This window comes from Tenuibacillus multivorans (genome assembly GCF_900103915.1).
Lineage (GTDB): Bacteria > Bacillota > Bacilli > Bacillales > Alkalibacillaceae > Tenuibacillus > Tenuibacillus multivorans.
The window spans coordinates 108,628-131,559 of the sequence record NZ_FNIG01000007.1 but is presented as its reverse complement, the minus strand read 5'-3'; the positions used below and the strand labels follow the sequence as shown (position 1 = coordinate 131,559).

The following is a 22,932-nucleotide window of genomic DNA, read 5'->3' as shown; positions in this document are numbered from 1 at the left end:
TTGGGAACAGTATAATTAAATACATCCAAATAGGAGGTAACAAAACATGAGAAAATTACTCGTGGGTGTTTTTAGTGCCATGTTAGTTTTAGCTGCCTGTGGTGGTGGCGATGACACCGAAGATAATGGCGGTGACAACGGTGACACTAATGGTGAAGCAGGACAAGAACAAGATAATGGTCAAGATAATGGTAATAGCGGCGATCAGGGTGGTGACCAAGGCGGTGATGATCAAGCCGGCGGAGATGATGCTCAAAATGGTGCCACTGCCCAAGCAGGTGAGGAGTTATTCCAAACCAACTGTGCTAGTTGCCATGGCGGTGACTTATCCGGCCGTATGGGCCCAAGCTTAAAAAACATTGGTGATGATTATGCCGTAGAGGATATCGTTAGCATTATCCAGAATGGTAAAGGTGACATGCCAGCTGTCAATGGTGTAGATGATGAACAGGCAAATCAAATCGCTGAATGGCTAGTTAATCAATAACAATCAGAGGTCCTTGGTAATGGAATCCAAGGGCTTTTTTATCTTCGACCGATGAGCTTATAAAAAGAATCATAAGAAATTTTTAATTAGAGATTCGTTCATTTGAAATTCTTTAATAGATTCATTTTTAAAAAACCTCTAAAAGTTTCTCCTTTCATGGGTCAACTAATTATGACAAACTCGGTAGTCAGGTGTCTGTGATAAAAGAAATGTTTCATGTGTCTTTTTTAATTAACCTATCGCTTGTAAAAACTGCTTCTCACGGTTTTCCCTTAAGAAAACCCCTCATATTTCATCATAACCCCCATTTTTCACCAATCTTTAGCGAAACATGTAAATTTGAGATGAAATTTTATAAAACCCCTCAACATTTTGTCGTTTAATGTTATAATGATAACTACATTTAATAGTTTGGAAGAAAAAATGCTAGATTTTATAAAATATTTACAGGAATTGTCGAAATTTTTCAAACCAGGAATTAATCGAATTTTTAGAATATAATCTTTTCTTCTGCAACAGGAGGTACTGAATACGACTATGATTGAAATGAAAAAAGTTTTTAAACTGTATAGCAATGGCGTCACCGCACTTAATGGCGTTGATGCTTCGATCAGTCAAGGTGATTTTGTTTATGTCGTTGGGCCGAGTGGGGCCGGAAAGACATCGTTTATTAAAATGATGTATCGTGAGGAATTGCCTTCAAAAGGTCAAGTCTACATAAATGGTGTTGAATTGAGTTCGCTCAAACATAAGGAGATTCCGTTCCTCCGCCGCGATGTCGGTGTTATTTTCCAAGATTTTAAACTATTACCTCGCAAGACTGTCTATGAAAATGTTGCTTTCGCGCTAGAAGTCATTGAAGAAAACCCAAGAAAAATACGCAGGCGTGTGATGGATGTCTTAGATAAAGTAGGTATTAAGCATAAAGCGCGTTTTATTCCAGCGCAATTATCAGGTGGTGAGCAACAGCGTGTATCGATTGCACGGGCCATCATCAATAATCCAAAGTTGGTCATTGCTGATGAGCCAACAGGTAACTTGGACCCAGATACGTCATGGGAGATTATGAAGATTTTTGATGAAATTAATTCGTCTGGCACAACCGTGATAATGGCAACGCACAGTAAAGACATTGTAAACCAGATGAAAAAGCGAGTGATCGCCATGGAGAATGGACAAATTGTAAGAGACGAGCAACGAGGGGAATATGGTTATGAAGCTTAATACAGCAAGAAGACACGTAAGAGAAGGTACGAAGAATATTGTAAGAAATAGTTGGATGACGGTTGCTTCGGTTGGAGCTGTCACCACGACATTAGTATTAGTTGGAATCTTTTTAACGTTAATGCTCAATTTAAACCAGTTAGCCCAAAACATCGAAGACGAAGTGCAAATGAATGTGTACATAGAATTAACTGCAACGCAAGAAGAGATGGACGAGCTTGAGGAAAATATTAGTCAAGTTCCAAATGTCACATCAGTTGAATTCTCTTCTAAGGAAGAGGAATTAGATAAATTGGTTGAGGACATGGGTGAAGAGTTGGCGTTATTTGAGCAAAATAACCCGCTCAATGATGTCTTTATTGTAAAAGCTGAGGAAGCCAACCAATATAAGAACATCTTAGGGCAAGTAACGGAAATGGACGCGGTTGACGGTGTTAACTATTCACAGAATACGGTCGAGCGTTTATTAGACTTTAACCGTTATGCACGCTATATCGGGATTGCCTTTATAGGGGCTTTACTCTTAACCGCGATATTCCTCATCTCTAATACGATTAGAATGACGATTGTTGCGCGTTCAGAAGAGATTAGCATTATGAAGTTAGTCGGGGCGAAAAATAGCTTTATTCGCTGGCCATTCTTTGTTGAAGGCATGCTAATGGGTGTGCTTGGTTCTATTATTCCAATTACGCTCGTGTTGGCTGGCTACTACTATTTATATGAAAACGTGAACGATCAAATTAGTATCCCGTTTGTAGATTTACTACCATTTAACCCATTTGCATGGCAAATCTCCTTGCTGTTACTTGGTATAGGCGTCTTCATTGGTATCTGGGGAAGTGTCATGAGTGTTCGTAAATTCTTGAAAGTTTAAGAGAGTAATAGAGAAAACGAATAAAGAGGAGGAGAACCACTTGTTAAAAAAAGCGGCAGGTATTCTAGCGATAGCGGTATTAGCGTTCACTGCATTTTTCTTCACGAATGAAGACGAATCGGTTGAAGCGAGTAAGTCGGTTGATGAAATTGAACAAGAATTAGAGCAAATCGATCAAGAAAAACAAAACATCAATAGCGAATTACAAAACTTGAATGATCGCATGCAACAAGTGCGCTCTGAAAAGGATCAGGCAGAAAACAAACTAGCGAATATTAGTTATCAAATTAAACAAACGGAAACTGAGATTCGTTTAAAAGAATTAGAGATTGATGAAACAGAAACGGAAATTGAAAGTTTAAAACAACAGATTAGTGAATTAGAAGATGAAATTAAAACCCTTGAGGATCAAATTGCGACACTCGAACAAGAAATCAAGGAAACGCAAGAGCGTATTGATAGGCGCGAGGATATTTTAGTTGATCGCTTACGTAATTTACAGCGTAACGGTGGCTCTGTTAAGTATTTAGAGGTTATTTTAGGTGCGAAGGATTTTGGTGAATTTATTAGTCGTACAAGCGCTGTTAATAAAATCATGGACCAAGACCAAAAGATTATTAAGGATCACTTTGCTGATAAAGAAAAACTAGAAGATGACAAGCAAATGGTAGAAGAAGCGAAAACATCTGTTGTTACAAAAAAGGAAGATGTTGAAGATACAAAATTACAAATGGAAGACAAGCGACAAACTCTACTAGCTAAGAAAAATGAATTAGATACATTAAGAGCTGATCTTGGTGTACAGAAGGAAGAACAAGTTGTCGTATTGGCTAGTTTAGAAGACCAAGTAAATGAATTACATAATATTCAACTTTCAAAAGAAGAAGAACTTCAATTAATTAAACAACGTGAACGTTATTTAGAACAGGCTAAAAAGGTTGCGAATGGCGATGGGTTTTTAACACCTACAACTGGCCGTATTTCATCTCAGTTTAACCCGAACCGCCTGCACCCCATTTATAAAGTTCCACGTCCACACAATGGTTTAGATATTGCGAACAGTCGTGGAACGTCGATTTCCGCTGCAGCACCAGGTGTGGTATATAAAGTTTATAACTGGTGTGCCAGAGGCGATATGTCTTGTGGTGGTGGATTCGGTAATGCGGTATTTATAACCCATTACATTGATGGTAAGCAATATGATACGGTTTATGCACACTTGTCATCCGTAACGGTCAGTGAAGGACAAAGTGTTTCAGCTGGTCAGCAAATCGGCAAAATGGGATCAACAGGTTCATCTACGGGAGATCACCTTCATTTCGAGGTTCACCCAGGTGGATACAAAAACCCTGTTAACCCTTTAAACTATATCAATCCATAATTTGATTGATGACAAAATGATAGTATTGTAACATTAAAGCATCACACATGGGTGTGGTGCTTTAATTATTTAGGTCTCACATTCCACCATTCCTATTAACGTGATATAATAAAGAAAACTGTCAATTGACGGGAATTATTTAGGTGTAGTCAATGACGTGTTTGTACTAAACAGGTAGGGTGAACTCATATTTTCCGCCTGCTATAAATACACAAATGCAGTATATTGGGGTGACTCCATTGAATATTAGTAAAAAGGTTTTTATTTTAGTTTGTGCATTGTCTTTAGTCGTTGGGGTTGTATCGACAGCTGTAACGTTAGAAGTTTTAAATCAAAATGAAACGGTACAAGAGGAAGATACTTCGGAAGATTCCTCCAATCCTGAAGAGGATACGAATGAGGATGGTGGAGAATCTGATGAAGACTCTGATTCAAAATCTGGCCTGGATGTTATCAGCTATGCCATGACATTATTAGAAGAGAACTTTGTCAATTCTGTTGATCGAGAAGTTTTACTTAAGGGTGCGATTGAAGGTATCGTACAAAAACTAGACGATCCTTACAGTGAGTATATGGATCCTGAAACGATGGAACAGTTTCAGTCTCAGATCGAGTCAACATTTGAAGGAATTGGGGCTGAGGTGACGAAGCGCGATGATTACATAACGATCATTGCACCACTAAAAGGGACACCTGCTGAGGAAGCGGGAATTCGTCCAAATGACCGAATTTTAGAAGTAGATGGTGAAAGTTTAGAAGGTTATACCGTGTATGAAGCGGTCGCTTTAATTCGTGGTGAAAAAGGGTCTGCTGTAACGCTATTAATTGATCGCCCTGGTGAAGATAACCCGTTTGAGGTTGAAATCACGCGCGATACCATTCCGGTTACGACTGTTTATTCAGATGTTCAAATGCAGGACGGTAAACCTATAGGAATTTTAGAAATTCGCTCCTTTGCAGAAGGTACCGCGGATGAATTTAGCAAAGAATTGAAACGTTTAGAGGAAGAGGAGAATATTGAAGGATTAGTGATCGATGTTCGCGGAAATCCAGGTGGTTTATTTGTTTCTGTTGAGCAAATATTAAGTCACTTTTTAGGTGATGACCAACCATTCGTACAAACAGCAAGAAGAGGGCAAGAACCTGAGCCATACTATTTGCAGTCAACAGGCATCAAGGATTATCCGATATCAGTCTTAGTCAATGAAGGTAGCGCATCGGCTTCTGAAATTTTAGCGGCTGCGATGAAAGAGGTGGGTGGCTACGATATTGTTGGGAAAAAGACGTTTGGAAAAGGAACAGTTCAGCAAACGATGCAGCTAGGCGATGGACTGTTGAAAGTTACGGTCATGAACTGGCTAAGTCCTGAAGGTAATGAAATTAACGAGGTTGGCGTGGAACCGACTGTTGAAGTGGCCCAACCTGATTATTACTATTTAACGTTAATTCAAACGGAAGAGCCGTTAGAAAGAGATATGACAGGTCAAGAGGTAGTGAAGCTTCAAGTGATGTTAGAAGGGTTAGGTTATACGCCTGGACGTACAGATGGTTACTTTGATGCTCAAACTGAATCTGCTGTTCAAAAATTCCAACGTGATTACGGCTTATCGGCTTCGGGTGTTGTGAATGAGGAGACAGAAAGCCTACTCGAAGAACAAATTCTTGAAGCGGTCAATGATACTGAAAATGATCGCCAGCTACAAAAAGCGGTGGACGTTTTATTTGATTAACATAATAGATGACTCAACCTGGCTTGAGTCATCTATTTTATATCTTTTTTAGAAGGAAAAATGTGATCTGTTAACGAATATAGTGATGATGGAAATTACATATCGGGGGTAAGCAGCATGGGCGTGGAATGGCTTAAAGAATTCGGAATAGCAACGTTATGGATTTTTGCTCAACCGATTATATATGTGGCGATTGCCTTTACGTTTTGGACAGGATATAAGCGGATTAAACATGATCGTCATGCATTCGGACATCGGGTTTTTCCGATAGGCTCTGAATGGAAAGGTACATGGTTATCTGGAATTATGGTCGGCGTTTTAATATCGGCTTTACTGATTTTATCAGGATCAATGGTGAACTATGAATGGCTTCTATTATTGTCAGTCGTTATGTTGGTTTTTGCGTTATTCAACCAGGTATGGCTATTTTCACCAGTTTATACAATTGGTCTTGTGGCTGTTGTCATTTGGGGGCTAACGACGTTTGAGGTAGAATTACTACCATGGTTAAGTCCAATCACTAACGTTGACCCCGTTTTTATAAGCTATTTATTAGTGGTATTCATATTTGCTGAAATCTTAATAATGGCCACGACGAAACGCCGTCACACTTTCCCAGATATGAAAAAAGGTGACCGCGGTAAGTTTGTCGGAAGTCATGTCGTTAAACGGATGATGTTTGTTCCATTTTTTATCCCTGTGACAGGTGGGGCACTTGAATTAACTGTTTTCGAATGGTGGCCTGTTTTTGGTATAGGTGATAGCTTCGGTCTGATGCTATTTCCGTTTGTGATCGGTTACGCGCAACGTTTTCAAGGTGATTTTGCCGATGTAGGCACTAAAAAAGCAGCAAAAGCCGTCAGTATTTTGGCTGTATTACTTGTAGGTGGTGCTGTGGGAGTTTATTTCATGAATGAATTAGCCATAGTGCTGGTGGCTGTAGCTATGATCGGACGTGCTCTAATTCATTGGGTTGGACGATCTTTTGATTCAGAAAAACGTCCTATTTTTACGCCACAACCGTATGGCATTATCGTCGTCGGTGTGATTCCTGGTTCGCCCGCGGATGATATGGGCATTCAGATCGGTGAAAAAATAGAAAGGATTCATGATATTGATGTGACGAATGAGCATGAGTTTTTCGAGGTCATGAGTGAGAACAGGACGTTTTGTAAGCTGACGATACGTGGTCTAGATGGCGAAGTCCGATTTGCTCAACGGGCCTTATATCAAGGTGAATATCATGAATTAGGCTTAATATTCGTGAAGGAAACCCCACGCTTTACATTAAAAACAGAAGAGATTAATTAAGCTCGGGTACGTTGTATTCGGGCTTTTTATTTCGTTAAAAAACTTAAACAATTTTGGGTAAAACTTAAACAATTATATCGAAACTTAAATAAGTAATCAGCCAACTTAAACAATTCCATTAATAACTTAAATAAAAAGGAGCGAAACTTGAATAAATCTTTTGCAAATTATCACCAACAAAATTATCCTTAACATACAGAAAAAAATATCAAAAACAGAACTTTTGTTCGTATTTTTATGTTATACTAATTTTAGTATATAAATTGGAGATGGTGTTGTGGAACAATTTGAGCTTGAATCAAAGTTTAAACCACAAGGAGATCAACCCAAAGCGATTGATCAAATTGTAAACGGTATTAAACAAAATGAACGACATCAAACGTTACTCGGCGCAACCGGAACAGGGAAAACCTTTACCGTGTCAAACGTGGTTCGAGAAATTAATCGCCCGACATTAGTGATCGCGCATAACAAAACGTTAGCGGGTCAATTATATAGTGAGTTTAAAGAGTTTTTCCCGAATAATGCGGTGGAGTATTTCGTTAGTTATTACGATTACTACCAGCCGGAAGCGTATGTGCCGCAATCAGATACATACATTGAGAAAGATGCGAGTATTAATGATGAAATCGATAAGCTCCGGCACTCAGCGACATCTTCCTTATTTGAACGAGATGATGTGTTAATTGTAGCGAGTGTATCGTGTATTTACGGTTTAGGTTCGCCGCATGAATATAAGGATCTTGTCTTGTCCTTGCGCGTTGGTATGGAAAAAGAACGTAATCAGGTTTTACGTGACTTAGTTGATATCCAATACGCACGTAATGATATCGATTTCCAGCGCGGTACATTCCGTGTTCGCGGGGATTCGTTAGAAATTATTCCAGCATCACGTGAAGAGCATTGTATTCGTGTTGAATTTTTTGGCGATGAGATTGATCGGATTCGTGAGGTCGATGCCTTGACGGGGGAAATCGTCGGTGATCGTGAGCACGTGGCGATATATCCGGCATCTCACTTCGTCACACGTGAGGAAAAAATGCAACGCGCAATTAAAAATATAGAAAAAGAGCTAGAAGAAGAATTAGAAAAGTTTCACAACGAGGGGAAATTACTAGAGGCGCAACGGTTAGAGCAACGGACGCGCTATGACATCGAAATGATGAATGAAATGGGCTTTTGTTCTGGAATTGAGAACTATTCACGGCATTTAGCCTTTCGTGATCCAGGCTCAACACCGTATACGTTACTCGATTATTTCCCGGATGACTCGTTGATTGTCATCGATGAATCGCACGTGACGATACCGCAGATTCGCGGGATGTACAATGGTGACCGAGCACGTAAAATGACGTTGGTTGATCACGGATTCCGTTTGCCATCAGCGCTGGACAACCGTCCGCTTAAATTCGAGGAATTTGAAAAGCATATTGATCATATCTTATATGTTTCGGCAACTCCGGGTGACTATGAGCTTGAGCATTCGCCAGGTGTGATTGAACAGATTATTCGACCGACTGGATTATTAGATCCTAAAATTGATGTTCGTCCAATTAAAGGACAGATTGATGACTTAATTGGTGAAATCAATAAACGTAAAGAGCGGGATGAGCGCGTCCTTGTAACGACGCTAACGATTAAAATGTCCGAGGACTTAACGGATTATTTGCAGGAGATGGGTATTAAGGTGGCTTATCTTCACTCTGAGATTAAAACACTCGAGCGAATTGAAATTATTCGCGAGTTAAGGCTCGGTACGTATGATGTCCTGGTCGGGATTAACTTATTACGTGAAGGTTTAGATATTCCTGAAGTTTCCTTAGTCGCTATTTTGGATGCTGATAAGGAAGGGTTCTTGCGTTCAGAAAGGTCTCTCGTACAGACGATGGGACGTGCAGCGCGTAATGAGAACGGGGAAGTCATTATGTATGGAGATAAAATCACCAAATCAATGCAATATGCGATTGACGAAACTAGTCGCCGACGTAACATTCAGGAAGCGTATAATGAAGAGCATGGCATTACACCGAAAACGATCAAGAAGGATATTCGTGATGTGATTCGTGCGACTTATGATTCAGATAAAGATGAAAATGCTGCAAAACAGTATGAGAATTTATCTAAGGATGAAAAAGCGGAAATGATTGACCAAATGGAAGCGGAGATGAAGCAGGCTGCAAAGGATTTAGATTTCGAAAAAGCGATGGAACTACGCGATATTATTTTAGAGTTAAAATCGGAAGGATGAAGCTAGACGATGAAATCAATTACGGTTCAAGGTGCACGTGCGCATAACTTAAAAGATGTTGATGTTGAAATTCCTAAAAATCAATTTATCGTGATGACAGGTCTATCAGGTTCAGGTAAATCGTCATTAGCGTTTGATACGATTTATGCGGAAGGACAGCGCCGTTATGTCGAGTCCTTGTCGGCTTATGCGCGTCAGTTTTTAGGACAAATGGATAAACCAGATGTAGATGCGATTGAAGGCTTGTCTCCGGCGATATCGATCGATCAAAAAACGACGAGTAAAAACCCTCGTTCTACGGTTGGAACGGTAACAGAAATCTATGATTATCTTCGTCTATTATACGCTAGAGTGGGACGACCGATTTGTCCGATTCATGGTGAGGAAATTTCCGCTCAATCGGTTGAACAGATGGTTGACCATATTTTAGAGCTTGAAGAACGGACGAAGCTACAAGTACTCTCTCCGGTTGTTTCAGGGCGTAAAGGCGAACATGCAAAGGTTTTATCTGATTTGAAAAAGGAAGGCTATATCCGTTTACGAGTCGACGGCGAAATGCGTGAGATTAACGAAGAAATTAATCTCGATAAAAATAAAAACCATACGATTGAAGTCGTTATTGACCGTCTAATTGTTAAAGAAGGCATTGAAACACGCCTTAGTGATTCGTTAGAAACGGCGTTGAGGCTAAGTGGCGGTCAAGTCATTGTTAACGTCATTGACGGTGAGGATATGTTTTTTAATGAAAATCATGCCTGCCCAATTTGTGGCTTTACGATTGGTGACCTAGAGCCGAGATTATTCTCGTTTAACAGTCCATTTGGCGCTTGTAAAACATGTGATGGGCTTGGTTCGAAACTTGAGGTTGATTTAGATTTAGTTATACCAGATCGTGACTTAACTTTAAATGAGCAAGCCATTGTACCATGGATACCAATTTCATCGCAATATTACCCACAACTATTAAAAAGTGTTTGTGATCATTATGACATCGATATGGATACACCGCTAAAGGATCTTCCAAAGAAACAGCTGAATAAAATTTTATATGGAAGCGGAAAAGAACGTATTTTATTCCGCTATGAAAATGAACGCGGAAACGTCCGAGAAAATAAAATCTATTTTGAAGGTGTTATTTCCAATGTTTCTCGTCGTTATCATGAGACATCCTCTAATTATGTGCGCGAACAAATGGAGAAATATATGACCCAGTTGGAGTGTCCGACTTGTCAAGGTTATCGTCTATCAGAGGAAGCTTTAGCCGTTAAAGTGGATGGGTCACACATCGGTGAAGTTACAGAACACTCAGTGACACACGTGTTAGATTGGATTCTGAACGTAAAATTAAGCGAAAAAGAAGAACAAATTGCGCAAATGATTAAAAAGGAAATCGGGGACCGGCTGACGTTTTTAGTTAATGTTGGGCTCGATTATTTAACGTTATCGCGTTCAGCTGGAACGTTATCCGGTGGAGAAGCGCAGCGAATTCGTTTAGCCACGCAAATTGGTTCGGCTTTAACAGGTGTTTTATATGTCTTAGATGAGCCATCCATCGGGCTGCACCAGCGGGATAATGATCGTTTAATACAGACACTTAAACGGATGCGAGACCTTGACAATACACTTATTGTCGTTGAACACGATGAGGATACGATGCTAGCGGCTGATTGGCTCGTTGATATCGGGCCAGGAGCTGGAGCGCAAGGTGGCGAAATCGTCGCTGCGGGAACACCAAACGACGTCATGGTAAAAGAAGAATCGCTAACTGGCCAATATTTAAGCGGGAAAAAGTTTATTCCTCTGCCAACAGAGCGACGTAAGTTTAACAGAAAGCGAAAACTGGAAATCAGGCAGGCAGAAGAACATAACTTAAAAAACGTTAACATCTCGATTCCGCTTGGCTTAATGACAGTGGTCACGGGTGTCTCAGGCTCAGGAAAAAGTACATTAATCAATGAAATTTTATATAAAACATTGTCGCAAAAATTACATCGCGGTAAAGCGAAGCCTGGTAAGCATAAAGAGATTCGTGGGATTGACCAACTCGAGAAGGTCATCGATATTGATCAGTCTCCGATTGGTCGTACGCCACGCTCGAACCCAGCGACGTATACAGGTGTGTTTGACAATATTCGTGATGTGTTTGCGCAAACGAGTGAAGCAAAAATTCGTGGCTATAACAAAGGTCGCTTTAGTTTTAACGTGAAGGGTGGCCGTTGTGAAGCTTGTCGTGGTGACGGTATTATTAAAATTGAAATGCACTTTTTACCGGATGTCTATGTACCGTGTGAAGTGTGTCATGGTAAGCGTTATAACCGAGAAACATTAGAAGTGAAATATAAAGGTAAAAGTATAGCTGATGTTTTAGATATGCGCATAGAAGAAGCGCTTGAGTTTTTCGAAAACATACCGAAAATCAGACGGAAGCTCCAAACCATTGAAGATGTTGGCTTAGGCTACGTTCGCTTAGGTCAGCCTGCGACAACACTGTCTGGTGGTGAAGCGCAGCGTGTTAAATTAGCTAGTGAGCTACATCGACGTTCGAATGGCCGCTCGTTATACATTTTAGACGAACCAACGACAGGGCTTCATGTTCATGACATATCACGACTATTAAATGTTTTACAGCGTCTCGTGGAAAGTGGCGATACTGTCTTAATTATTGAACATAATTTGGATGTCATCAAAACGGCTGATTATCTAATCGATCTCGGTCCTGAAGGCGGTGAAGGTGGCGGTCAAATTGTCGCTACTGGAACGCCAGAAGAAATTACTGAAGTTGAGGAGTCTTATACAGGGAATTATTTAAGACCAGTTTTAGAACGAGACCGCAAACGTATGGAAGAACGTATTCTAGAAGCAAAGTAGGGGAGGACACATAATGGATGCGATCAAGCTTGAAGACGTACAATCTTATATTGATCAGTTCGCAGCAAAACCTGTTTATGTCCATTTAGAAACGACAAATGGGGCTTACGCAAGTCATTTTAATCAAAATGCCTATAACGTTGGCGCTTATATTCGTAATGCACAGCTAACCTATCATCAAGGAAAAATTGTCGAGCATAACGGTAGTTTCCGTGTTGGGTTAAAGCATGACATCGGTTGGATTTACGCCGAAGGGTTAACCGATTATGAATTTAGTGAACAAGGTCATCTATTGTTAGCAGGCCATGACAATCAAGGTCGACTCATGGTTGCCTTAGAGATTAGTCAGGAACCATTTTCATACTAAGGGGTGTACAGGAAATGAATTTTAGTGAACATAAACATGTTGTCGTCATCTATCCGCATCCAGATGACGAATCATTTGGGACAGCTGGTACCATCACAAAATTTCGTGAGGCAGGTGTTCCAGTAACGTATCTATGTGGTACATTAGGCGAAATGGGGCGCAATATGGGGAATCCCTTTTTTGCAAACCGTGAAACACTACCACAAATTCGTAAGCAGGAATTAATCGATGCATGTAATGTATTAGATATGAATTTAGAGATGCTCGGTTATCGTGATAAAACGATAGAATTTGAATCACGTGATGACTTAGCCGAACGTTTTAAAAACTATCTTGAGGATCTTGGGGCGACATTGGTGATTACGTTTTACCCTGGTTATGCGGTACATCCCGATCATAATGCCATGGGGGCAGCAGCGTTTGAAGCTGTAAAACGAATGAGCTTAGAAAAGCGCCCAGAAGTGTGGGCGACAGCCTTTTCCAATGATCGAATCGAAAACATCGGCAAACCAAATGTCGTCATCGATATTCTCGATGTGTTTGATACGAAACTAGATGCGATTAAATCGCACCGTTCCCAGGTTGAAGGAATGCTTAATCAGCTCCTTAGTCATAGTGAAGCGGATAACGAACGTGATGCGGCTTTGGAGCGTTTTCGTTATGAAGGTTTCTATGATGTAAACATTGATGAGGTCGATTATTAAGAAGCTAGGTCTAGAGGTGGATGGTTTCACACAGGATTTTCAGTCTCGTGATTGATGGCACACAGCTTTTGATATCGTATCATAGATATATAAAGATGTGTTTTTAGGGGGACCGGATGATGAACGATCAACGAAATAAGATTTTAAGTCTATTAGAGGAAGGTCATATAACAGCTGAAGAGGCCGAGAAATTACTAGAAGCCTTGGAAAAAAGTCATGAGCAAGAAAACGAGAATACTGATGAAACTAAGGATGGCGAAAAACGAGAAAAATCATCGTTTCAAGAGAATTTTAAACGAGACTTAAAAAACATTACCGAAGGCCTGTTTACAATGATTGATGATACAATCCAGCGAGTTAAAGAAGGCCCATTCGAATTTAGCTTTAATCATGTCAACGTGAAGCGGAAGTTTGAATTTTCTTCAGACGAGGTTGACCATTTAAATTTTGATTTATCAAACTGTAGCGTTGAATTCTTACCAACTGAAAGCTCAATGATCACCGTTCAATGTAATGGAAAGGTGTACAAAGAGGAAGATCAGGAAAGGGCCGAAAAGCTATTCGATGAATCTTTTTCTATTGGTGTGACAAACGAAACATTACAGATGGACCAAGACCAAAAGAATATTTCAATCGATGCTGTCATATATTTACCTCAGAAAGTGTATGAACAAGCTTATATTAAAACCGTTAATGGCTCCGTTAAATCTAGAGCGATTCAATTAAACGTGGCTCGGATTTCGACGGTGAATGGTAGTGTCCGCCTAAATGACTATGATGGCGATTCGTTATATGTTGAAACGAAGCATGGCTCCATTCGACTAGATGAAGTCCAATTATCGAAAACGAAGCTGGATACGGCGACAGGTTCCGTTTATTTGGATGGAGATGTTGAATATTTAGATGTGGATGTCACGACAGGCAGTGTCCGTACTTACTTGCATAATACCGATGTGAAACGTGTTGATTTAAATACAACGACTGGCTCAACTCAGCTTTACCTGCCAAAGGATTTAAAAGTCAAAGGCAATGCGAATACAAGTGTCGGTAGTGTTGATGTGGACCTACCAAATGTTGTCGTAAATAAAATGGATCAAATGGTCAAACGCATGTGGCATTTTTATAATGTAACTGACGATGAATCTTACCTAGATGTTGATGTTCAGACAAAAACGGGTAGTATAAAAATATATACACTTTCATAAAGGAGCTATCATATGCTGAAAAAATGGTTGATTTCCATCATTGTAAACACCGTTGCCCTTTTAGCTGTAGCTGAATTGTTTGAACAATTTCATATCGACGGCGTTTCAACAGCAATCATAGCGAGTATTATACTCGGTATTTTGAATGCGATCGTAAAACCAATCTTAGTTGTATTTACATTGCCGATTACCGTTGTGTCACTCGGACTATTTTTATTTGTGATTAATGCGATAACGCTAATGTTGACGCAATGGATTCTAGCCGATGCCTTTGTGATTGACGGCTTTGGTACAGCGATTTTAGCTGCGATTATAATCGCTATTTTGAACACATTGCTACAGAATCTGCTAAAACACATTTTTGATTAAAACTCTCACATGATGTGGGAGTTTTTTTATTGTATTGAGTCTTTGTACTAGAAAAATGATGTAAATCCCCACTCATTGGTGGTGATTCCCCAATGAGCGTGTGTTAGTCCCCGATAACCGACCATAAATCCCCATTGAACATAAATAATTACCCATTGGACCTACCTGAATCCCCAATGCAACGCGATAATTCCCCAATGAGCGTGAGTGAGTGCCCAATAACCAAGCATGAATGCCCAATGAAGCACTCTGAATCCCCAAAGTATCACGATAATTCCCCAATGAACGTGAGTGAGTGCCCAATAACCAAGCATGAATGCCCAATGAAGCACTCTGAATCCCCAAAGTATCACGATAATTCCCCAATGAGCGTGAGTGAGTGCCCAATAACCAAGCATGAATGCCCAATGAAGCACTCTGATTCCCAAATGCATCGCGATAATTCCCCAATGAACGTGAGTGATTCCCCAATAACCGATCATGAATGCCCAATGAAGCGTTCTGAATCCCCAATACATTGCGATAATTCCCCAATGAGCGTGTGTGAGTCCCCAATAGCCGACCATGAGTCCCCATTGAACATAAATAATTAACCACTTAACCGATCTGATTCCACAAAAATCTTTAAACACACATATCGACCAGCAAGCAGTCAACAAAATTTTAAAATAAAATTAATTCTTCTCATTTTCATGCTCGTCCTATTTCATATATGATATAGTTATTAATAATGTTAGACATAGGAGGAATACGGATGATCAAAGTCCGTACTAAGGATTTAATCGAACGATTTGATTTAGAATTAGTCGCTGGAAAAGACGGCGTGCACCGTGAAATTTTAACGAGTGACATCTCTCGTCCGGGAATGGAGATGGCTGGGTATTTCACGCACTACCCGAAGGAGCGTCTTCAATTAATGGGACGGACGGAGCTGTTATTTTTATATGATTTGAATCCGGACGAAATTCAAGACCGGATGGAACAGTTATGTACTGATGTAACACCAGGCGTGGTGATTACACGTGATCTCGATGTTCCTAAGGCGTTAATCAAGGCTGCGGATAACGCAGGGGTACCGGTGATGCGGTCACCATACAAAACGACACGGGTGATCAGTCGTTTAACGACTTACTTAGAAAGCAAATTCGCACCGTCAACAGCCTTACATGGTGTGTTAGTTGATGTTTATGGAATAGGTGTCTTAATCACGGGTAAAAGTGGTATCGGTAAAAGTGAGACCGCTCTGGAACTCGTTAAACGTGGCCATCGCCTCGTCGCTGATGATAATGTTGAGATTCGTCAGGAGGATTATGATACGTTAATCGGTAATCCACCTAATCTAATTGAGCATCTCCTTGAAATAAGAGGGCTTGGTATTATTAATGTGATGACGTTATTTGGCGCTGGAGCGGTACGAAATTACAAGCGGATTTCGCTAGTTGTTCATTTGGAAACGTGGGATGAGCATAAGCAATACGACCGTTTAGGGTTGGATGAGGCTAAAATGACGATTATGGACGTGCAGCTACCCAAGGCGACAATTCCAGTTAGACCGGGTCGTAACGTTTCGGTTATTATCGAAGTGGCCGCGATGAACTTCCGACTGAAAAGAATGGGTGTTAATACGGCTGAGGAATTCTCAGACAGACTCACAGCGGTTATTGATGATGTAGATAAAAGAGAAATTGAATAAGGGGGATAACGGATGTATTGTACGGCTGAACCATATGACAGAGTTTTTTTTAATTTAGGCCCACTTCCAGTTTATTGGTACGGGGTTTTAATTATGCTGGGAGCGCTAATCGGGTTAATCGTCGCACAGCGCGAAGGTAAGCGCCTCGGTTTGCATAAAGATTTTTTCATCGATCTACTTGTATTTGCGATTCCAGCAGCGATTGTCGGTGCGAGGCTATACTATGTGATTTTTCAATGGGAGAATTATGATTCCTTATTAGAGATAATTGATATTCGCGAGGGTGGCCTTGCGATTCACGGGGCACTTATTGGTTCCGTGTTAACGGCTTGGATTTATACGCGTTACAAAAAAGTGTCCTTTTGGAAAATTGCTGATATTGCGGCGCCGAGTTTATTAATCGGTCAAATGCTTGGGCGCTGGGGAAATTTTATGAACCAAGAAGCCTATGGAGGCCCGGTATCTGAAGCGGCTTATCAAAATGTGTTACAATATTTACCGGACTGGATTATGAATCAGATGTGTGTGGACGGTGTCTTTCACCATCCAACATTCCTATATGAATCAGTATGGAATTTTCTCGGACTAATTTTATTATTATTTTTACGCTACAAGGTTAATCCTCGCCGCGGTGTTATTTTCTTATCTTACCTCATGTGGTATTCATTTGGACGATTCTTCATCGAAGGCATGCGGACGGATAGTTTATACATCGTGCCAGGATTAAGAACAGCACAGGTAATTTCAATATTACTCATCATCGGTAGTTTAATTGTGTTATATTATCGAAAACAAAAAGGTTACGCCGATGAATTATACGATGGGACGTCATTAAAGAAAAAGTCGTCTAAAAAGAAGAAAAAGAAAAAATAGACAGATAAGAGGAGGGCATAACGTGCAGGCAACATTGAAAAGGGGATTACAAAGTGGTTTAAACTTAACGTGGACATTAGGAAAAGTTATTTTTCCAATCACGTTAATCGTAACTATTTTGCAGTATACACCAGTCCTTCCAGCTATTATTGAGTGGTTAGAACCGTTAATGGGCCTTCTCGGTTTATCTGGTGAAGCGGCTGTGCCTCTCGTTTTAGGTAATGCGTTGAACCTTTACGCGGGGATTGCCGCGATTGTAAGTTTTGATTTTACGGTAAAAGAAGTATTTATATTAGCGATGATGCTGTCGTTCTCGCACAATCTGTTTATCGAATCGACGGTTGCAGCCAAAGTAGGTGTGAAGTTCTGGGTTATTATCGTCGTTCGGGTCGGATTAGCGATTACGGCGGCGATGCTTATTAACCTTTTCTGGAATGGTGGTCAGGAATTAGCGCAATATGGTCTGATTTCAAATGAAGGACCGGAGCCAACTGGCTGGATGGAGATTAGCTTAACAGGGTTAGAAACAGCTATCTTATCCATTATCCAGCTTGCGGCGATTGTCATTCCACTGATGGTTGTGATGCAATGGCTACGCGACAATCATTGGATGGACTGGATGTCGCAAAAATTATCACCATTTACAAAATTACTCGGGGTTAATCAAAATGCGTCTATGACATTAGTAGCTGGTCTTACAATCGGCTTGGCATACGGTGCTGGGATGATGATTCAAGCGGTGAAAGAAGATGGAGTGTCTAAGAAAGATATGACCCTTGTCTTAATCTTTTTAGTGACCTGTCACGCTGTCGTTGAGGATACGCTTGTGTTTATCCCACTTGGTATACCCGTATGGCCGCTATTAGTTATTCGATTGATTACAGCGATTGTTCTAACGATGACCATTGCTTATATTTGGAATCGTGTCGAAAAGAATAAGGATAAGGACATCGGAAAGGATGCAGTTAGAAATGAGCATACGTACGATTCTATTTGACCTAGACGGGACACTAATTGATACAAACGAGCTAATCGTCGAGTCCTTTAAGCATACGATTCGGGAGCATTTAGGTGAAGAGTATAAGCGAGAGGATATTTTACCGTTTATGGGATCACCTTTAAGAGATATGTTAGAAAAGGTAAAGCCTGATGAAGTTGAGGACATGATGAAGACCTATCGCACGCACAATTTGGCGAACCACGATCTATTTGTGAAAAGCTTTGATGGTGTGTTTGAGACGATTAAAGCTTTACATGAAAAAGGAATTCCAATGGCGATTGTTACGACTAAAATTCATAAAACGGCCTTAAAAGGGCTAGCCTTAACTGAGTTAGATCAGTTTTTCGATGTGGTCATAGGCTTAGACGATGTGAGTCAGGCTAAGCCAGATCCGGAGCCAGTGTTAAAAGGAATACGTGCGTTAAACGGGGACCCGGGAACAACCCTGATGATCGGTGATAACTCACATGATATCCATGCAGGTCAAAATGCCGGTACGAAAACAGCGGGTGTCGCCTGGTCAGCAAAAGGTCGAGATTTTATTGAGTCATTAGAACCCGATTATGTATTGAACCATATCTCAGATTTGTTAGATATCGTCGAGGAGTGATGGGCATGCGCCGGACGAAGCGCTATCGCGTTCATAGCCACAATTCATTATGGCAAATCTATAAGACCGTTCCTTTTTTAAAAGTCGTCAAAAACTTCATTTTTATTCAGTTAGGTCGGTATACCCCATGGTTATCGGTTAAAAACTGGATGTATCGGACGTTTTTACGGATGAAAATTGGAAAAGAATCAGCATTAGCGCTTATGGTCATGCCCGATACAATGTTTCCTGAAAAAATTCATATTGGGGAAAACTCGATTATTGGTTACAATACAACGATTCTAGCGCATGAATATTTAATTGAGGAATATCGTTTAGGTGATGTTCATATTGGTGATGAGGTTATGATCGGTGCGAACTGTACGATTTTACCCGGTGTTACGATTGGTGATGGAGCAGTGGTTTCTGCCGCAACGCTCGTGCATGAGGATGTGGCCCCAGGTAGCTTCGTCGGTGGGAATCCGATGCATGTCATTTATACGAAAGAAGAGATGGACAAGCGAAAATTACAGTAACCATAATATTATTGGCTTGATACACGTATACTTCCTAGAGTATGCGTGTTTTTAATGTGGTAGATTGTTCTCAATATTAGGGGAGAAGTTCTCAATAAAATATGATTAGTTCTCATTATCGGAAGAAAAATTCTCAATATCGAGGAAATAGTTCTCAAAAATTATATAAAAGTTCTCAAAGTCGGAAAAGCGTTCTTAAATTTTCTTATTCTAAAAGTTTGGTAGAATATACAAAAAGGGAAGGATAAGTAAGGAGGAATGGCAATGGAGACATTCATTTTGTCACTCGATCAAGGAACGACTAGCTCAAGAGCCATTTTATTTAATCATCAAGGTGAAATAGTTGAGGTCGCGCAACAAGAGTTTAAACAGTATTTTCCACAACCGGGCTGGGTTGAACATGATGCGAATGAGATTTGGACATCAACGCAATACTGCATGACAGAAGTGTTGCGAAAAGCAGATGTTGAACCGAGTCAAATAGAAGGCATTGGGATTACGAATCAACGCGAAACAACGGTTGTCTGGGACCGGCACACAGGCCGCCCTGTTCATAAAGCCATTGTTTGGCAGTCCAGACAAACTGAGGACATTTGTCATGAGCTAAAGGAGCAGGGCAATGAAGATACGTTCCGGCAAAAAACGGGATTACTACTTGATCCGTATTTTTCAGGAACAAAAGTAAAATGGATTCTCAATCACGTTGAGGGCGCACGCGAACAAGCAGAAAAAGGTGACCTAATGTTTGGGACGATTGATACGTGGTTAATCTATAAATTAACTGGTGGCGAGGTCCATGTTACTGATTATTCGAATGCGTCGCGAACATTAATGTACAACATTCACGACTTACAATGGGATGATGAACTATTAGACATTTTAGATGTTCCGAAAAGCTTATTGCCTGAAGTACGTCCTTCATCTGAAATCTATGGCCATACGTCCGAGTTCCAATTTCAAGGTCACAACATTCCAATCGCTGGAGCTTGCGGTGACCAGCAGGCCGCGCTATTCGGTCAGGCGTGCTTTGAGCGGGGAATGGCGAAAAATACGTATGGGACCGGTTGTTTTATGCTGATGAACACGGGTGATGAAGCGGTGCAGTCTGAACACGGTTTACTGACGACCTTAGCATGGGGTATCGATGGCAAAGTTCATTACGCTCTTGAGGGAAGTATTTTTGTTGCCGGTTCTGCGATTCAATGGCTTCGTGACGGCTTACGCATGTTTAAATCATCAGCGGATAGTGAAGCGTACGCCGAACGAGTGGAATCAACGGATGGCGTTTATGTTGTTCCGGCATTTGTCGGCTTAGGTACACCGTATTGGGATAGTCAGGCACGCGGGGCAGTCTTCGGCTTAACACGTGGGACGGAGAAGGAGCATTTCATCCGAGCGACATTGGAATCATTAGCTTATCAGACGAAGGATGTTGTCAATGCTATGATTGAAGATGCTGATTTTAAGCTGAAAAAGCTTCGCGTTGACGGCGGTGCTGTAGCCAACGACTTTTTAATGCAATTTCAAAGCGATCTATTAAATGTTGCGGTTGAGCGTCCGGTTGTGAATGAAACGACGGCTTTGGGTTCTGCTTATTTAGCTGGTTTAGCGGTTGGATTCTGGAAAAGTAAAGATGAAATAGCAAATCAGTGGCATATTGATCAAATGTTTGAACCAAATATGGATAATGAAACACGCCAAGAAAAATATAATGGATGGAAACGTGCCGTTAAAGCAACTCAAGCCTTTACGTCATAGAAAGGGTGCTGATCTTTGAACTTTTCAAGCCATAAATATCGTCAGGAAAACAAAAAAGTATTAAACGAGCCATTTGACTTAATTGTAATCGGTGGAGGTATTACGGGTGCTGGTATAGCCTTAGATGCGATTACACGTGGGTTAAGCGTACTCGTTTTAGAGATGCAGGATTTTGCAGCTGGCACGTCGAGTCGTTCGACTAAGCTTGTCCATGGTGGCCTTCGTTATCTGAAAAATTTGGAGGTACGAATGGTCGCTGATGTCGGGAAAGAACGCGAAATCGTGTATGAAAATGGTCCGCATGTGACGACACCTGAATGGATGATGCTTCCGTTTTATGAACTGGGGACTTTTGGACCTTATTCCACTAACATTGGCTTGCGTGTGTACGATCTTTTAGCTGGTGTAAAAAAATCTGAGCGTCGGCAAATGCTCTCACCTGAAGAGACGTTAGAAAAAGAACCGCTGCTAAAGTGGGAAGGATTAAAAGGGAGCGGCTACTATGTCGAATATAAAACTGACGATGCGCGGTTAACCTTAGAGGTATTGAAAAAGGCGATTGAAGAAGGTGCGGTTGCTTTTAATTATATGAAGGTGGAGCAGTTTCTCTATCGTGATGGGCAAGTGATTGGCGTTCAAGCACGCGATGTTATTGATGACGAGGTTCATGACGTTTACGGACATAAATTGGTTAATGCAACAGGTCCTTGGGTTGATGAATTACGATCGAAGGACCATAACAAGAAGGAAAAGCATCTGTTCCATACGAAGGGTGTCCATTTAGTGTTTGACCAATCCGTTTTTCCACTTCAGCAAGCCGTCTATTTTGATACACCAGATGGGCGAATGATTTTTGCGATTCCACGAGACGGTAAAACGTACGTCGGGACAACTGATACAGCATATGAAGATGATTTGGCTAACCCGACGACAAATCAGGAAGACAGGACGTATCTTCTAAGTGCGATTCACGAGATGTTTCCCAACTTAAAATTACTTGAGGATGACATCGAATCGACTTGGTCTGGCATTCGTCCACTGATACATGAGGAAGGAAAAGACCCTTCTGAAATCTCGCGTAAAGACGAAATTTTCGAGTCAGATTCGGGACTAATCTCAATCGCAGGTGGCAAATTAACTGGATATCGCAAAATGGCCGAGCAAATCGTTGATCGTGTCGTTCGATTAATAAAAAAAGAAACAGGTGAAACATATCCGAAATCGAAAACGAAGCATCTAGCGATTAGTGGTGGAGATGTTGGAGGCTCGAAAGGCTTTAATGCATTTAAGGCGATTGCCATCAAGGAAGGAAAGGACCGGGGTCTATCTGAAAACTTGATGAATCGCTGGATAAAACGGTACGGGGGAAATCTTAAACACGTGCTCGATTACTATGAGTCAGCCCCTGAAGATTTACAGTTTGACTACGCGGTTTATGCTGAGTTGATGTATAGTTTAGAACATGAACTCGTCTATCGTCCGGTAGACTTTTTTGTTAGGCGGACTGGCGCGATGTTTTTTCATATCCGTTATGTTGAGGTAAATAAAAATTCAGTCATCGATTTCATGCAGGATTATTTTGACTGGTCCGATTATGAAATGGAATTTTATCAAGATGAGCTTGAACTTGCATTAAGGCAGGCGAAAGAACCAACCCCACAGGCATAAGCTTGTGGGGATTTTACGTTTTGGAGAACTTACGGGTGATTGAGAAC

At 40.8% G+C, this 22,932-nt stretch carries 20 protein-coding genes; 19 read left to right on the top strand and 1 reads right to left on the bottom strand.

What is annotated here, in order from left to right; translation table 11 throughout:
• Positions 1 to 46 precede the first annotated feature (46 nt).
• From BLP77_RS11645 to BLP77_RS11590, 12 genes are all read left to right on the top strand, one after another.
• Positions 47 to 487, top strand: a complete 441-nt coding sequence (locus tag BLP77_RS11645) for a c-type cytochrome (protein ID WP_093857312.1) — start codon at positions 47 to 49, stop codon at positions 485 to 487.
• A gap of 537 nt (positions 488 to 1,024) precedes the next feature.
• Positions 1,025 to 1,711, top strand: coding sequence for a cell division ATP-binding protein FtsE (gene ftsE, locus BLP77_RS11640; protein WP_093857311.1), 687 nt, complete (start codon positions 1,025 to 1,027; stop codon positions 1,709 to 1,711).
• Complete coding sequence (gene ftsX / locus BLP77_RS11635; protein WP_093857310.1) at positions 1,701 to 2,585, top strand: permease-like cell division protein FtsX; 885 nt, start codon at positions 1,701 to 1,703, stop codon at positions 2,583 to 2,585. The genes ftsE and ftsX overlap by 11 nt, the downstream gene beginning before the upstream one ends.
• 40 nt (positions 2,586 to 2,625) lie before the next feature.
• Positions 2,626 to 3,966 carry a murein hydrolase activator EnvC family protein gene (locus tag BLP77_RS11630; protein ID WP_093857309.1) on the top strand — a complete coding sequence of 447 codons (1,341 nt, stop codon included), beginning with the start codon at positions 2,626 to 2,628 and terminating at the stop codon, positions 3,964 to 3,966.
• Positions 3,967 to 4,196: 230 nt separating this feature from the next.
• Positions 4,197 to 5,696: a S41 family peptidase gene (locus BLP77_RS11625; RefSeq protein WP_371859593.1), complete on the top strand. Its 1,500-nt coding sequence runs from the start codon at positions 4,197 to 4,199 to the stop codon at positions 5,694 to 5,696.
• 117 nt (positions 5,697 to 5,813) lie between these two features.
• The gene (locus BLP77_RS11620; RefSeq protein WP_093857307.1) at positions 5,814 to 7,007 is read left to right on the top strand and encodes a PDZ domain-containing protein; all 1,194 of its coding nucleotides are present in this window, start codon (positions 5,814 to 5,816) and stop codon (positions 7,005 to 7,007) included.
• A gap of 277 nt (positions 7,008 to 7,284) precedes the next feature.
• On the top strand, positions 7,285 to 9,255 hold the full coding sequence (gene uvrB, locus BLP77_RS11615) for an excinuclease ABC subunit UvrB (protein ID WP_371859591.1): 1,971 nt from the start codon (positions 7,285 to 7,287) through the stop codon (positions 9,253 to 9,255).
• A gap of 9 nt (positions 9,256 to 9,264) precedes the next feature.
• Positions 9,265 to 12,123 carry an excinuclease ABC subunit UvrA gene (gene uvrA, locus BLP77_RS11610; protein WP_093857305.1) on the top strand — a complete coding sequence of 953 codons (2,859 nt, stop codon included), beginning with the start codon at positions 9,265 to 9,267 and terminating at the stop codon, positions 12,121 to 12,123.
• A 13-nt stretch (positions 12,124 to 12,136) separates the two neighbouring features.
• Positions 12,137 to 12,490: a YojF family protein gene (locus tag BLP77_RS11605; protein ID WP_093857304.1), complete on the top strand. Its 354-nt coding sequence runs from the start codon at positions 12,137 to 12,139 to the stop codon at positions 12,488 to 12,490.
• Between the two features lie 14 nt (positions 12,491 to 12,504).
• Entirely contained in the window at positions 12,505 to 13,194 is a 690-nt protein-coding gene (gene bshB2, locus BLP77_RS11600; RefSeq protein WP_093857303.1) for a bacillithiol biosynthesis deacetylase BshB2, read from the top strand.
• A gap of 119 nt (positions 13,195 to 13,313) precedes the next feature.
• Complete coding sequence (locus BLP77_RS11595; RefSeq protein ID WP_176753056.1) at positions 13,314 to 14,399, top strand: DUF4097 family beta strand repeat-containing protein; 1,086 nt, start codon at positions 13,314 to 13,316, stop codon at positions 14,397 to 14,399.
• A gap of 12 nt (positions 14,400 to 14,411) precedes the next feature.
• Entirely contained in the window at positions 14,412 to 14,768 is a 357-nt protein-coding gene (locus BLP77_RS11590; RefSeq protein WP_093857301.1) for a phage holin family protein, read from the top strand.
• A 161-nt stretch (positions 14,769 to 14,929) separates the two neighbouring features.
• Here BLP77_RS11590 and BLP77_RS11585 read toward each other — a convergent pair whose 3' ends face one another.
• Entirely contained in the window at positions 14,930 to 15,400 is a 471-nt protein-coding gene (locus BLP77_RS11585; protein ID WP_143001435.1) for a hypothetical protein, read from the bottom strand.
• 122 nt (positions 15,401 to 15,522) lie between these two features.
• Between BLP77_RS11585 and hprK the strand changes: the two genes are divergently transcribed.
• From hprK to BLP77_RS11550, 7 genes are all read left to right on the top strand, one after another.
• Positions 15,523 to 16,461, top strand: a complete 939-nt coding sequence (hprK, locus tag BLP77_RS11580; RefSeq protein ID WP_093857299.1) for an HPr(Ser) kinase/phosphatase — start codon at positions 15,523 to 15,525, stop codon at positions 16,459 to 16,461.
• 12 nt (positions 16,462 to 16,473) lie between these two features.
• Positions 16,474 to 17,334, top strand: coding sequence for a prolipoprotein diacylglyceryl transferase (gene lgt / locus BLP77_RS11575; RefSeq protein WP_093857298.1), 861 nt, complete (start codon positions 16,474 to 16,476; stop codon positions 17,332 to 17,334).
• Positions 17,335 to 17,356: 22 nt separating this feature from the next.
• Positions 17,357 to 18,331 (top strand): nucleoside recognition domain-containing protein, encoded by a 975-nt coding sequence (locus BLP77_RS11570; protein WP_093857297.1) that lies wholly within the window; start codon positions 17,357 to 17,359, stop codon positions 18,329 to 18,331.
• The gene (ppaX, locus tag BLP77_RS11565; protein WP_093857296.1) at positions 18,306 to 18,944 is read left to right on the top strand and encodes a pyrophosphatase PpaX; all 639 of its coding nucleotides are present in this window, start codon (positions 18,306 to 18,308) and stop codon (positions 18,942 to 18,944) included. Before BLP77_RS11570 ends, ppaX begins: the two co-directional genes overlap by 26 nt.
• 5 nt (positions 18,945 to 18,949) lie before the next feature.
• On the top strand, positions 18,950 to 19,459 hold the full coding sequence (locus BLP77_RS11560) for an acyltransferase (protein WP_093857295.1): 510 nt from the start codon (positions 18,950 to 18,952) through the stop codon (positions 19,457 to 19,459).
• 264 nt (positions 19,460 to 19,723) lie between these two features.
• Positions 19,724 to 21,217 carry a glycerol kinase GlpK gene (glpK, locus tag BLP77_RS11555; RefSeq protein ID WP_093857294.1) on the top strand — a complete coding sequence of 498 codons (1,494 nt, stop codon included), beginning with the start codon at positions 19,724 to 19,726 and terminating at the stop codon, positions 21,215 to 21,217.
• Between the two features lie 15 nt (positions 21,218 to 21,232).
• Entirely contained in the window at positions 21,233 to 22,885 is a 1,653-nt protein-coding gene (locus BLP77_RS11550) for a glycerol-3-phosphate dehydrogenase/oxidase (RefSeq protein ID WP_093857293.1), read from the top strand.
• The last annotated feature ends 47 nt before the right edge of the window (positions 22,886 to 22,932 follow it).

Bases quoted from the DNA above. Each gene is read 5' to 3' on its own strand.
- ppaX (WP_093857296.1), top strand. From the start codon at position 18,306: ATGAGCATACGTACGATTCTATTTGACCTAGACGGGACACTAATTGAT.
- BLP77_RS11560 (WP_093857295.1), top strand. From the start codon at position 18,950: ATGCGCCGGACGAAGCGCTATCGCGTTCATAGCCACAATTCATTATGG.
- BLP77_RS11605 (WP_093857304.1), top strand. From the start codon at position 12,137: ATGGATGCGATCAAGCTTGAAGACGTACAATCTTATATTGATCAGTTC.
- hprK (WP_093857299.1), top strand. From the start codon at position 15,523: ATGATCAAAGTCCGTACTAAGGATTTAATCGAACGATTTGATTTAGAA.
- lgt (WP_093857298.1), top strand. From the start codon at position 16,474: ATGTATTGTACGGCTGAACCATATGACAGAGTTTTTTTTAATTTAGGC.
- ftsE (WP_093857311.1), top strand. From the start codon at position 1,025: ATGATTGAAATGAAAAAAGTTTTTAAACTGTATAGCAATGGCGTCACC.
- glpK (WP_093857294.1), top strand. From the start codon at position 19,724: ATGGAGACATTCATTTTGTCACTCGATCAAGGAACGACTAGCTCAAGA.
- BLP77_RS11590 (WP_093857301.1), top strand. From the start codon at position 14,412: ATGCTGAAAAAATGGTTGATTTCCATCATTGTAAACACCGTTGCCCTT.
- BLP77_RS11595 (WP_176753056.1), top strand. From the start codon at position 13,314: ATGAACGATCAACGAAATAAGATTTTAAGTCTATTAGAGGAAGGTCAT.
- uvrA (WP_093857305.1), top strand. From the start codon at position 9,265: ATGAAATCAATTACGGTTCAAGGTGCACGTGCGCATAACTTAAAAGAT.
- bshB2 (WP_093857303.1), top strand. From the start codon at position 12,505: ATGAATTTTAGTGAACATAAACATGTTGTCGTCATCTATCCGCATCCA.
- BLP77_RS11645 (WP_093857312.1), top strand. From the start codon at position 47: ATGAGAAAATTACTCGTGGGTGTTTTTAGTGCCATGTTAGTTTTAGCT.
- BLP77_RS11620 (WP_093857307.1), top strand. From the start codon at position 5,814: ATGGGCGTGGAATGGCTTAAAGAATTCGGAATAGCAACGTTATGGATT.
- ftsX (WP_093857310.1), top strand. From the start codon at position 1,701: ATGAAGCTTAATACAGCAAGAAGACACGTAAGAGAAGGTACGAAGAAT.